The sequence below is a fragment of the Solibacillus sp. FSL W7-1436 genome (assembly GCF_038007305.1).
Classification (GTDB): Bacteria; Bacillota; Bacilli; order Bacillales_A; family Planococcaceae; genus Solibacillus.
On record NZ_JBBOWV010000001.1, the window covers coordinates 170,936 to 183,513 of the forward strand.

A 12,578-nucleotide genomic window follows, 5' to 3' on the forward strand; every position below is an offset into this window, starting at 1 on the left:
AGTTCCCCCTTCTACGCTGAGTAGTCGCGTTTACGTGGTGGAATTAACGAAACGTCTACATCGGCATAAGTAATAATTGGTTCGCCCGTTGCCGGATCGAACTTCGCCATAGTTGTTTTTAAGAAGTTTTCATCATCACGTTCAGGGAATTCAGGTTTGAAGTGAGCCCCACGAGATTCGTTACGTAATAATGCACCCTTAGTCATAACTTTAGCTAAATATAGCATGTTCTTTAACTGACGAGTGAAGTGAGCACCTTGATTCGACCATTTTTGCGTGTCGTTAATGTTGATGTTTTCCCAACGCTCTAGAAGCTCAGTTAATTTCGCATAAGTTTCTTCTAATTTTGCGTTTACACGTACAACAGTCATGTTGTCAGTCATCCACTCACCAAGCTCTTTGTGTAGTAAGTAAGCGTTTTCTGTACCGTCCATTTTTAGGATAGCTTCCCATTTCTCTGTTTCTTCCTGTACGCGACGCGTGTAGATTTCTTCAGGTAAATCTTCCGCATGCTTTTTAAGTCCTTTAATGTACTTAACAGCATTTGGACCTGCAACCATACCACCGTAAATCGCTGATAATAATGAGTTCGCACCTAAACGGTTTGCACCGTGTTGTGAGTAGTCACATTCACCTGCAGCGAATAAACCAGGGATTTCAGTCATTTGGTCGTAGTCAACCCATAATCCGCCCATTGAATAGTGTACCGCCGGGAAGATTTTCATCGGTAATTTACGTGGATCATCACCTACGAATTTCTCGTAGATTTCGATAATACCACCTAATTTAATATCTAATTCATGAGGATCTTTATGGGATAAGTCTAAGTATACCATGTTTTCCCCATTAATACCCAATTTTTGATTTACGCACACGTCAAAAATCTCACGTGTTGCGATATCACGTGGTACTAAGTTACCGTAAGCAGGATATTTCTCTTCTAGGAAGTACCAAGGCTTACCGTCTTTATACGTCCATACACGTCCACCTTCACCACGAGCAGATTCAGACATTAGACGGTTTTTGTCGTCTCCAGGAATCGCTGTTGGGTGAATTTGAATCATTTCACCGTTTGAATATGTTGCACCTTGTTGGTAAACAATCGATGCTGCAGAACCAGTATTGATTACTGAGTTTGTTGTTTTACCGAAGATAATACCAGGACCACCTGTTGCCATAATTACAGCATCAGAACGGAATGAGCGAATTTCTTCAGAACGTAAATCTTGTGCTACGATACCGCGGCAAACGCCTTCGTCATCAAGCACCGCACCAAGGAATTCCCAGTGCTCATACTTCGTAACTAAACCAGCTACTTCGTGTGCACGAACTTGCTCGTCTAGTGCATATAATAATTGTTGACCAGTTGTCGCACCAGAGAATGCTGTACGGTGCATTAACGTACCACCGAAACGACGGAAGTCAAGTAAACCTTCTGGAGTACGGTTGAACATTACACCCATACGGTCCATTAAGTGGATAATACCAGGTGCTGCATCACACATACCTTTAACTGGAGGTTGGTTCGCTAAGAAGTCGCCACCATAAACTGTATCGTCAAAGTGGATCCATGGAGAATCCCCTTCACCTTTTGTATTAACTGCTCCGTTAATTCCGCCTTGTGCACATACAGAGTGTGAACGTTTAACTGGAACTAACGAGAATAATTCAACTTCAGTACCAACTTCAGCTGCTTTAATCGTAGCCATTAAGCCAGCAAGACCGCCACCAACGACGATAACTTTACTTTTTGCCATGATTATTTCTCACTCCTCATTAATTGCTAAAAACTTTTACTCATATTCCATTCCATCTAGGATCTTAACTATGTAGTAGTGATCAAGTTAAGGGATTAGACGAATGCTAAGATAGCAGCAACACCAACGATTGCTAATACAACGAAAATTAACAATGTAACATAAGTTGCGATTCGTTGAGATTTGTTAGATTGCGTAATACCCCAGCTTACTAAGAACGACCATAAACCGTTCGCTAAGTGGAATGCTGCTGAAACGATACCTAAGATGTAGAATACTAACATTAATGGATTGTCAACGATTTCAACCATCATATTGAATTCAACTTCAGCACCTAATGCTTTTTGGATACGTGTTTGGAAAATATGCCACGCAATGAAGATTACAAGGAAAATACCTGTGAAACGTTGCAATGCAAACATCCAGTTACGGAATGTGCTGAAACGTCCAGTGTTGTATGTTGCAGTGAAAGCAATATACACTCCATAGAATCCGTGGAACATTAATGGAATATAGATAATAATCCATTCCATCGCTAACAATAACGAGTGTGGAAGTAATTCCATAACACCTGTTGCGTTATTGTAAGTTTCTTCACCGCCAACTGCTGTGAAGTTCAGAAATAAGTGGAACACCAAGAACAACCCGACAGGAACTACACCTAATAACGAGTGTAAGCGGCGCCATAAAAATTCACGATCTTTCGACAAAACTGTTACCCCCCTTAGTACTTGAAATACACATGCGCAACGCCTCAAAATTGTAAAAGTTGGGATGTTGACTGCGCATTTCATCATGGTACAATATTATGACATGTCCATTGTACTCTCAACAGATACTAGCGTCAAGGCAACGCAGGATATTTTATAATCATTTTAAAGACGGTTTTACGCTGTTTTGAGAACCGTTTTTTCTGCTTATAACTCATTTCTTCATGAAAGAATGAAAATTATAAGAAAATTTATGAAAGAGGTTTTTTATATGGAAGGGTACAAAATGAAAACGATTCCAACTTTTGGCTACGAAATCATTCGTGACCATCTTCTTCCTTCTATTCTGGGAAAGCATGAAGAAGATGTTTTATATTGGGCAGGTAAAGAGATTGCTAGAAAGTTCCCATTATTTTCAATGGATGAACTGCCTTCATTTTTTATGGAAGCTGGCTGGGGCCAGTTAGTTCTGGAAAAGGAAACGAAGGACGAACTTCATTACATACTTATGACAACAGAGGAAGTGCCACTCAATATTGTACAACGTTGTTTCCGTCTTGAAGCCGGCTTTTTGGCAGAGCAGAAACAAAAGCAGCTTGGCTATTTGACGGAATGCTATGAAGAAAAAGACAATGACAAACATATCGTAAAATTTACGTTAAAATGGGATTTAAAAGAGAAAATTTAGTCTTCAACTTATAATGAGTCCCTATTGCTGAAGCAGTTCAAATTTACTCAATAAAAAAGCTGAAAATGAGCTGCTTCGGCTCATTTCCAGCTGTTAATTTAAGAAGCGGTTACTTCTTTCATCGCCAAATTGAATTCCTCATGCAGCACATTCGCAGCACGAACCATTTCTTCCTGCGGTACAACGACAGAAACTTTAATTTCCGAAGTGCTGACCATTTTCACAGGAATATGTTCGCGACCTAATCGTGCAAACATGCGTGCCGCCACCCCCGGATTGGATGCCATCGCAGATCCGATAATAGATACTTTCGCTAAACCTACTTCAAAATCCGCAAAACTAAACCCAAGCGACAGTTTACTAGTTTCCAGTACCCGTAAAGCTTCCGCAAACTCATCTTTTGAAATCGTAAAGGAAATGGTCGGCTTCACGCCATCAATGACTGCTTGAACAATAATATCCACATTGATATCATTTTCTGCTAAAACACTAAACACTTCTGCCAATGACGCGGTCTCATAAGAATCATAGCCGATTGTCAGACGGATAATATCCGATTCGTAGGCTACCCCGCGTACAAGTAAGTTTTTCTCCATGTCTACATCCCCTTTAATAAAAGTACCTTCCACGTCCTGTACGAAAGAGCGTACAATGAGCGGTATATTGTATTTTTTGGCAAGTTCAACCGCACGTGGGTGCAAAATTTTAGTCCCTAAATTTGCAAATTCCAACATCTCATCATAAGAAACTTCCGGTAGTTTCCTAGATTCTTTTACAATTTCTGGGTCTGCTGTAAAAATCCCTTCAACTGATGAAAAAATCTCGACACGCTCCGCTTCGAGGGCAACCGCCAGTGCAACTGCTGAAGTTTCAGAACCCCCTTTGCCGAATGTTGAAATATTGTCTGTTCCCGTAACTCCTTGAAAACCTGCTACTACAACGATTTCACCTAATGCCAAATGTTCCCGAATTCGTGCACTGTCAACATGATCGATCCGTGCGTTACCGTGTTTTTGATTTGTAACGATGCCTGTTTGCCATCCAGCAAGTGACACTGCTTTACCACCATGCTCCTGAATGGCCATTGCAAGCATTGCACTTGTTATTTGTGCGCCTGATGAGGCAAGTGCATCCATTTCCCGTTTCGACGGCTCATCGGTGATTTCAGCAGCATATTGTCTCAATTCTCGTCGTATAGCGGGCATTGAAGAAACGACAACGACTAAGTTTATGCCACGCCCTTGTTCTTTTATCACCTTTTTAGCGATATGTACTATTTTTTCCGGTGTAGTCAATGCCGGACCGCCAAACTTTACAACAACTGTCTCCATACTTTTCCCTCCTTAAATTCGAAAACAAAAAGACGACTTCCCATGTTCATGGAAAGCCGCCGTCAAGACAAATAATAGTTATAAGTTTTTCAGGATAGCCCTCCAGAACATAAAGCTCTGACAGTTTTACATCTCTTAAATGCAAAACCAGCAAACTGCGCGAACAATACGCACTTCACTTCGGCAGGATTCCCTTTCGATTGCTGTCAATGGAATTGTTCTTCCTCGAGCAATTTACTGTTGAATACTGCGCCTCTATCTTAGTAAATATTGAATTGTCTTATATGTTAGCACAATTTTATTCTTTGTTCAATGGTGCTTCATGAAAATGACGATAGATGACTTCCGCCAGTTTCCCCGGCACTCCGGATTCCTGCAGCTGCAGTTCGCTTGCCTCGCGGATTTTTTTCACTGATCCAAAATGCTTCATGAGCTGCTGCTTCCGCTTCGGACCTACACCTTCAATTCCATCGAGAACAGAAGTGATTGCATTCGTCTGATGCTGCTGACGTAAAAACGTAATCGCAAACCGGTGTACCTCATCTTGAATGCGCTGCAATAAATAAAAACCGTCACTTGTACGCTTTAACGGAACAACTTCCGGAGGCGTACCAAAGAAAAGCTGGGACGTATTATGCTTTTCGTCTTTAGCCAACCCTGCTATCGGAATGACTAACCCAAGCTCATCTTCAATCACTTCCCGCGCGACTTCCATCTGTCCTTTTCCTCCGTCAATAAGAATCAGATCGGGCAATGGCAGATTTTCACGCAGAACACGTGTATAACGGCGTCGAATAACTTCCTGCATCGCACCATAGTCATCGTGTTTGGCTGCTTCCCTTGTTTTATATTTCCGGTATTCCTTTTTCGAAGGCTTTCCATCGATAAAAACAACCATCGCCGAAACCGGATCCGCACCGTGCATATGACTGTTATCAAATGCTTCTATTCTTAGCGGCAACGGTATTTGCATCGCTTCGGCAAGTGCTTCACAAGCCCCAACTGTCCGCTCTTCTTGACGTTCAATCAACTGGAATTTCTCATGAATGGCGATTTCCGCATTTTTCATCGCTAATTCAACAAGCTCTTTTTTGGAACCGCGCTTCGGTGTCAGCACCTTCACGTCCAACAGCTTTTGTAATATTGTTTCATTGATCGTTTTCGGCACAAAGATTTCTTTTGGCAATAGATGGTGCGGCTGTTCATAAAAGCGGCCGACAAATGTTAAAAATTCCTCTTCCGGCTCATTATAAATCGGGAAAATCGAGACATCCCGCTCAATGAGTTTGCCTTGACGCACAAAAAACACCTGAACACACATCCAGCCTTTTTCAACTGCATAGCCGAATACATCCCGGTTGCTTAAATCATCCGTAACGATTTTTTGTTTTTCCATAATTTGATCGATATGGGCAATCAAATCCCGGAATTCCTTTGCACGCTCAAACTCCAGATTTTCAGCTGCATCCATCATTTTTTGCTGAAGGTCTTGCTGAATTTCTTCGACGCCCCCGTTTAAAAACTTCGAAATCTCATCAATCATTTCGTCATACACTTGTTTCTCGATGTCTTTTACACACGGCGCCAAACATTGACCCAGATGATAGTACAGACATACCTGGTTAGGCAGATGTGTACATTTACGAAGCGGATACAAACGGTCCAGTAATTTCCGCGTTTCGTTCGCAGCATAGGCATTCGGATACGGCCCGAAATATTTCGCCTTATCTTTCTTCACTTTTCTTGTCGTAATAATACGCGGGTACCGTTCATTTGTTATTTTTATATAAGGATATGTTTTATCATCCGTTAGTTTCACATTATATTTCGGGTCATGCAGCTTAATTAGATTCAGCTCAAGTATAAGGGCTTCCAAATCGCTTGAAGTCACAATATACTCGAAGTCTTCGATCTCACTGACTAGTCTTGCAGTTTTACCGTCATGACTTCCCGTAAAGTAAGAACGTACTCGATTTTTCAATACTTTCGCCTTGCCAACGTAGATAATCGTACCTTGACGGTCTTTCATAATATAGCAACCTGATTCATTTGGTAGTATTTCTAATTTTGCTTTGATGATTGCATTCATATTCTCACCTGTCCAGTATGTCCTTTCCTATAGTTTAACTGATTAGAGTATAAGAAAAAAGCCGTACACCTTGTGGGGCATACGGCTTTCAACATATCAACTGTTCCTTGGCCATATGAGTGGCCGGAGGATTAATTATTTGTTGTCGTTAATGAAATCCACTAACGCTTCTTTTGGCATGAAGCCAGCAGTTTTTGCTTTTAATTCACCATCTACGAATAATAATAATGATGGGATTGACATGATTTGGTAATCAGCAGCAGTACCTTGGTTGTTATCAACATCAACTTTTACGATTTTAACATCGTTACCGATTTCTGAATCTAATTCTTCAAGAACTGGAGCAATCATTTTACATGGTCCGCACCAAGTAGCCCAAAAGTCTACTAAAACTGTGCCGTTTGAAATTTCTTGCGGGAATGTTTGATCTGTCGCGTGTACAATTGCCATATTAAATAGCCTCCTTAAATAACATATGGTTGTAGTATAGCATGTTTTCCCAATTAAACAGTAGTAAAATGCTTGGGAATATAAATGCACCTCAGAATATAGCGGTTGTATCTGATATCGCATAAATTACTTATGGAGAATATTAGAGTACGTATACCCTTTATCTAAACATTTTAAAGCTTAATACGAAACCTTCTCCATACGCATCATCCATACCACAACACTTCAGAAATAAAAGAAGCTCCCCTCAAAAGAAGGAAGCTATTTATCACTTTTTAAGCATTTACTTTAAGTGCTTTAAACTCTTCGATTAACATTGGCACTACTTCGAATAAGTCACCAACAATACCGTAGTCTGCTACTTTAAAGATATTTGCTTCTGGATCTTTGTTGATCGCAACGATAACTTTTGAGTTCGACATACCAGCTAAATGCTGGATCGCACCGGAAATCCCCGCAGCGATATATAAGTCAGGTGTTACAACTTTACCAGTTTGGCCGATTTGTAATGAGTAATCACAATATTCAGCGTCACATGCACCACGAGATGCGCCAACTGTTCCACCCAGTAAATTAGCAAGCTCTTTTAATGGCTCAAATCCTTCTTCGGATTTAACACCACGGCCACCTGCAACTACTACTTTCGCCTCTGAAAGGTCTACACCTTCAGTTGATTTGCGCACAACTTCTTTGATGATTGTACGTAAATTTGTAATATCAACCGATACTGATGATACTTCACCAGTACGAGAATCGTCTTTTGCTAATGGCGGAATATTGTTTGGACGGATTGTCGCAAAAATAATACCATCTTTGATTTTTACTTTTTCAAATGCTTTACCAGAATAGATCGGGCGGACAAATACTGTATCATCGCCTGCTCCCTGTATTTCCGTAACATCTGAAATTAACCCTGATTTCAGGCGTGAAGCAATTTTTGGTGATAAATCTTTACCTAAAGAAGTATGACCGAATACGATTGCTTCTGGATTTTCTTGTTCAACTACTGCTAAAATTGCTTGGCTGTATCCGTCAGATGTATAGTTTTTCAAGTGTGGATGTTCCACTGTAATAACGCGGCTCGCTCCATATGCAATTAATTCCTGCGTTAAACCAGCTACTGCATCCCCCACTAATAAACCTACTACCTCTCCGCCATCAGCGATTTGTAAACCTGCTGCAATTGCTTCGAATGAAACGTTACGTAAGCTCCCTTCGCGAACCTCACCTAACACTAAAACTTTCTTTGACATAGAATATCCCTCCATTACCATCTTCGTAAAAATTTTCGTACGCTAGTTGACTTCTATTAGACTACTTTTGCTTCGTTATGAAGTAAGTTTACTAATTCTTTTACCTGTGCAGAAAGATCGCCTTCCAATACACGGCCAGCCGCTTTTTGTGGCGGCAAGTAAATTTCAACTGTTTCTACTTTTACTTCAACATCGTCTTCATCGATATCCAAATCATCCAATTCCAGTTCTGCAAGCGGTTTCTTCTTCGCCTTCATAATACCTGGTAAAGATGGGTAACGTGGCTCGTTTAAACCTTGTTGAGCTGTAACTAATAATGGTAATGATGTTTCCAATACTTCAGCGTCCCCTTCGATATCACGCACAATCTTAACGTTTGTGCCGTCGATTTCCAATGAAGTAATTGTTGTTACGTAGTTGATGCCAAGCAGGTCTGCTAAGCGTGGGCCTACTTGTCCTGAACCACCATCGATCGCTACATTTCCTGCTAAAATTAAATCTGCTTCTTTGTCTTTTAAATATTCCGCTAAAATATAAGCTGAAGAATATTGGTCAAGCTCATCTAAATCATCTTCTGTATTAATCAATACCGCTTCATCGGCACCCATTGCTAAAGCTGTACGTAACTGCTTTTCTGCATCTTCGCCACCGATTGTCACAACTGTTACTTTACCGCCTAATGCGTCGCGCTTTTGAATTGCTTCTTCAATTGCGTACTCATCGTATGGGTTGATGATGAATTCTGCACCATCTTCTTGAATTTTACCGCCGGATACGACGATTTTTTCTTCTGTGTCAAAAGTACGTTTTACTAATACAAAAATATTCATAATCTAGACCTCCTAAAAGCTTTTTAATTTTAATCCCGAAAAACAGGGAAGAATACATTTTTTTATTTGCCGGTAAATACCGGCTCTCGTTTTTCAATAAATGCCTGGATACCTTCTTTAGCATCTTCAGAAACAAATACTTCACCGAAGCTGTTTGCTTCAGCATTTACACCATCGTAATAAGAAGACGGTTTCGAGTAATTCAGCATTTGGATCGCTGCTTTAAGAGCAATTGGTGATTTCTTCGCAATTTTTTTAGCGATTTTCAATGTTTCAGGCAACAGCTCTTCATCGGAAAAAGCACGGTTTGCTAATCCCCATTCAACAGCTTCCGTCCCCGTAATCGGGTCGCTTGTAAACATCATTTCCGCTGCTTTTGCTACACCAACATATCGTGGTAATCGCTGTGTACCTGCAAATCCTGGTATTAAGCCTAACGATAGTTCCGGCAAGCCTAATTTAGCCGATGCAGTTACAAAGCGCATATGGCATCCCATCGCAAGTTCCAAGCCGCCGCCTAATGCTGCACCGTGGATTGCGGCAATAACAGGTTTACTGAATGTTTCGATACGCTCGAAAACATCTTGTCCATTTTTCGCCAATCCTGTAAATGCTTCTCCTGACTGTACGCTTGTAAACTCCTTAATATCTGCACCTGCAGAGAAGAAACGTCCTTCGCCGTGCAAGACGATGACACGTACTTTTTCATCTTCTTCAACAGCGTCTAAAAGTGCATTCACATCTTGGATTAAGCCTTGTGAAAGTGCATTTGCTGGTGGTCTTGAAATCGTAGCTATCGCGACCCCTTCTTCTACTTTCCAACTTAGAAACTCCATCCTCTACATCCCCTTTATGCTTTAAGTGCGTTTAGCAGTAATTGCTTAACTTTCGGAGCTTGCTCTAATAAATCATATCGATTTTCGTTCATTACCCAAGTTGTCGTAATTTCGTCAATAGTGCCAAACACCATTTGTCTCGCAATACGAACATCCATCGTCTGGTTGAATTCACCATTCAGCATACCTTCGATTAAAATTTGATCCAGTAAAATTAAATATTCTTTTAGAATAGAATTAATTTTCAGTCTAATTTCTTTATTCGATTGCCGTAACTCAAGCTGAGTTACAGTTGCTAAGTGTAAATCACTCGATAGAACCCGGAAATGATTTTCGATCATTTTACATAACTTATCGGATGCAGTTTCCCCACTTTTTATTATAGCCTGTAAATTCTCTACGAAAATCCCCATTTTTTCCTGGAATACAGAAATTAGAATATCTTCTTTGTTTTTGAAATATAAGTAGATTGTACCATCGGCAACCCCAGCTTGTTTGGCTATTTTTGAAACTTGGGCTTGATGATAGCCGTTTTCTGCGATAGCAATGACTGCTGCGTCTACTATTTGCATATATTTGGGTTTGTTTCGTTTCAAGCAGATCACCACCAAAAAAAATATGAAAACATGAATGACCATTCATTCATGTTTTCATATTATAGTTTGTTCTGCATTCTGTCAATAGTTTGCTAAACAATTAATTATTTTGCTTCTTGTTGTGCCATTTTCTGTTTTTCTTCTTCAATAAGTGTACGGCGCAAGATTTTTCCGACAGCTGTTTTCGGCAGCTCTTGGCGGAATTCATAGAAACGCGGCACTTTATATGAAGCCAGGTTTTTCCGGCAATACTCGTTCAGTTCCTTATCTGTAACGGATTTACCCTCTTTAAGGACAATATATGCCTTTACGGTTTCTCCGCGATACGGATCAGGTATACCGGCCACGACACATTCCTGAATTGCCTCATGCTCATACAGTACTTCTTCTACTTCACGCGGGTAAATATTAAATCCGCCTGCAATAATCATATCTTTTTTCCGGTCAACAACATAAAAATAACCCTTTTCATCCATATAACCTAAATCACCCGTTAAAAACCAGCCATCTGAAAATGCCATTGCTGTTTCTTCTGGACGATTCCAGTAGCCCTTCATAACTTGTGGCCCTTTAACCGCTATTTCACCGATTTCACCTGCAGGCATTGCTTCTGTTTCACCTGAGCGTAAAATAACCGCTTCTGTATTCGGCCATGGCAACCCGATTGAACCGTTAATACGATGATCCCAAATTGGGTTGGCATGAGTAACTGGAGAAGTTTCGGTTAAACCGTATCCTTCCACTAAACGGCCGCCTGTCAATTCTTCAAACTTTTCCTGAACTTCCAGCGGCAATGCGGCAGAACCGCTTAAACACGCTTTAATTGAAGATAGGTCATATTTTGTTAAATCCGGGTGATTCAATAACCCGATATACATTGTTGGTGCACCGGGGAATAAAGTTGGTTTTTGTTTATCAATCGTTTTCAATGCCTGTTCCGCATCAAATTTCGGAAGTAATACCATCTTTCCTTGCTGCATGACAGATAAAATTAATACCGTTGTCATACCGTATACATGGAAGAAAGGAAGTATGCCTAAAATTGTCTCTTCGCCTTTTTTACATTTATACATCCATGCATCACACATTAATGTATTTGCAATCAGGTTTTTATGCGTTAACATAACACCTTTCGGATAACCTGTCGTCCCGCCAGTGTATTGCAATAACGCCAAATCATTTTCAAAATCAAAGTCCTGCTCGATTTTATCCGTTTTGGCCATTTTCATAATTTCTGTGAACAGGTGATTTGTTCCGCTATGTTCAACCTTTACACTAAAACCGTACTGTTTCTTTTGGATGAACGGATATACTAAGTTTTTCGGGAATGGCAAATAGTCTTTAATTCCTGAAACGATGACATTTTCAATATTTGTCTCATGTAAGATCTTCATTGCCCTTGGGTATAAAATATCCATCACTAGAATTACTTTTGCTCCGGAATCCGACATCTGATATTGCAGTTCCCGTTCTGTATAAAGCGGATTCGTCTGTACGACAACTCCACCTGCATACATCGTCCCATAATAGGCGATGACCGCTTGCGGACAGTTCGGCAGCATAATTGCTACCCGATCCCCCTTCTCCACCCCCAGAGAACGCAGGTAGTTCGCAAACTTCAAAGCTGATTCATAAAGCTCTTTGTACGTAAGCTCTCGCCCCATGAAGTGTATTGCGACTTTATTGGGCAATGACTCATATGCTTGTGTTAAAAACTGGTGTACAGGAATTTCCGGCAAATCAATAGAATGTGGTACTTCTTTCGGATAGCTTGCCAACCAAACCTTTTCTGTCATAAAACTCCTCCCCTTTACTAAAGCTTTACTTCTTTACATCATTATAATGAACTTTGGAAATGGTTTCAAACTATTTTCATAGATACACACATTATATTCTCGTTTATGCATATATTTTCTCGTTATTTGTTTTGAGTTTTATAGTATTATTGAATTGAAAACATATAGGACTATTCGTTTAGTATGGAAATATACTTTTCCAATAAAGTTTTAACTAGTTAAAATATTTTTTTATTAAAGGT

At 40.2% G+C, this 12,578-nt stretch carries 11 protein-coding genes and 1 riboswitch; of the genes, 1 reads left to right on the forward strand and 10 read right to left on the reverse strand.

The window, feature by feature from the left end; translation table 11 throughout:
- Nucleotides 1-11: 11 nt before the first annotated feature.
- A complete protein-coding gene (sdhA, locus tag MKX73_RS00840; RefSeq protein ID WP_340715902.1) occupies nt 12-1,757 on the reverse strand; it encodes a succinate dehydrogenase flavoprotein subunit in 1,746 nt (581 codons plus the stop codon).
- Nucleotides 1,758-1,852: 95 nt separating this feature from the next.
- On the reverse strand, nt 1,853-2,467 hold the full coding sequence (locus tag MKX73_RS00845) for a succinate dehydrogenase cytochrome b558 subunit (protein ID WP_340715903.1): 615 nt from the start codon (nt 2,465-2,467) through the stop codon (nt 1,853-1,855).
- A 271-nt stretch (nt 2,468-2,738) separates the two neighbouring features.
- On the opposite strand from MKX73_RS00845, the gene MKX73_RS00850 reads away from it, so the two are divergent.
- A complete protein-coding gene (locus tag MKX73_RS00850; protein WP_340715904.1) occupies nt 2,739-3,155 on the forward strand; it encodes a YslB family protein in 417 nt (138 codons plus the stop codon).
- A gap of 98 nt (nt 3,156-3,253) precedes the next feature.
- Here the strand turns inward: MKX73_RS00850 and MKX73_RS00855 are convergent, their stop codons facing one another.
- From MKX73_RS00855 to MKX73_RS00890, 8 genes are all read right to left on the reverse strand, one after another.
- Nucleotides 3,254-4,486, reverse strand: a complete 1,233-nt coding sequence (locus MKX73_RS00855; protein ID WP_340715905.1) for an aspartate kinase — start codon at nt 4,484-4,486, stop codon at nt 3,254-3,256.
- A gap of 87 nt (nt 4,487-4,573) precedes the next feature.
- Nucleotides 4,574-4,752: riboswitch (Lysine riboswitch) on the reverse strand.
- A 32-nt stretch (nt 4,753-4,784) separates the two neighbouring features.
- The gene (gene uvrC / locus MKX73_RS00860) at nt 4,785-6,575 is read right to left on the reverse strand and encodes an excinuclease ABC subunit UvrC (protein ID WP_340715906.1); all 1,791 of its coding nucleotides are present in this window, start codon (nt 6,573-6,575) and stop codon (nt 4,785-4,787) included.
- A 135-nt stretch (nt 6,576-6,710) separates the two neighbouring features.
- On the reverse strand, nt 6,711-7,025 hold the full coding sequence (gene trxA, locus MKX73_RS00865) for a thioredoxin (RefSeq protein ID WP_339172413.1): 315 nt from the start codon (nt 7,023-7,025) through the stop codon (nt 6,711-6,713).
- Nucleotides 7,026-7,300: 275 nt separating this feature from the next.
- A complete protein-coding gene (locus tag MKX73_RS00870) occupies nt 7,301-8,278 on the reverse strand; it encodes an electron transfer flavoprotein subunit alpha/FixB family protein (protein WP_340715907.1) in 978 nt (325 codons plus the stop codon).
- A gap of 56 nt (nt 8,279-8,334) precedes the next feature.
- A complete protein-coding gene (locus MKX73_RS00875) occupies nt 8,335-9,108 on the reverse strand; it encodes an electron transfer flavoprotein subunit beta/FixA family protein (RefSeq protein WP_008405030.1) in 774 nt (257 codons plus the stop codon).
- A 62-nt stretch (nt 9,109-9,170) separates the two neighbouring features.
- Nucleotides 9,171-9,944, reverse strand: a complete 774-nt coding sequence (locus MKX73_RS00880; RefSeq protein WP_340715908.1) for an enoyl-CoA hydratase — start codon at nt 9,942-9,944, stop codon at nt 9,171-9,173.
- A 14-nt stretch (nt 9,945-9,958) separates the two neighbouring features.
- Nucleotides 9,959-10,540 (reverse strand): TetR/AcrR family transcriptional regulator, encoded by a 582-nt coding sequence (locus MKX73_RS00885; protein ID WP_340715909.1) that lies wholly within the window; start codon nt 10,538-10,540, stop codon nt 9,959-9,961.
- Nucleotides 10,541-10,644: 104 nt separating this feature from the next.
- Entirely contained in the window at nt 10,645-12,336 is a 1,692-nt protein-coding gene (locus tag MKX73_RS00890; protein ID WP_340715910.1) for a long-chain-fatty-acid--CoA ligase, read from the reverse strand.
- Nucleotides 12,337-12,578 lie beyond the last annotated feature (242 nt).

Coding starts and splice junctions, on each gene's coding strand:
- uvrC (WP_340715906.1), bottom strand. CDS start 6,575: ATGAATGCAATCATCAAAGCAAAATTAGAAATACTACCAAATGAATCA.
- trxA (WP_339172413.1), bottom strand. CDS start 7,025: ATGGCAATTGTACACGCGACAGATCAAACATTCCCGCAAGAAATTTCA.
- MKX73_RS00890 (WP_340715910.1), bottom strand. CDS start 12,336: ATGACAGAAAAGGTTTGGTTGGCAAGCTATCCGAAAGAAGTACCACAT.
- MKX73_RS00855 (WP_340715905.1), bottom strand. CDS start 4,486: ATGGAGACAGTTGTTGTAAAGTTTGGCGGTCCGGCATTGACTACACCG.
- sdhA (WP_340715902.1), bottom strand. CDS start 1,757: ATGGCAAAAAGTAAAGTTATCGTCGTTGGTGGCGGTCTTGCTGGCTTA.
- MKX73_RS00875 (WP_008405030.1), bottom strand. CDS start 9,108: ATGAATATTTTTGTATTAGTAAAACGTACTTTTGACACAGAAGAAAAA.
- MKX73_RS00870 (WP_340715907.1), bottom strand. CDS start 8,278: ATGTCAAAGAAAGTTTTAGTGTTAGGTGAGGTTCGCGAAGGGAGCTTA.
- MKX73_RS00850 (WP_340715904.1), top strand. CDS start 2,739: ATGGAAGGGTACAAAATGAAAACGATTCCAACTTTTGGCTACGAAATC.
- MKX73_RS00880 (WP_340715908.1), bottom strand. CDS start 9,944: ATGGAGTTTCTAAGTTGGAAAGTAGAAGAAGGGGTCGCGATAGCTACG.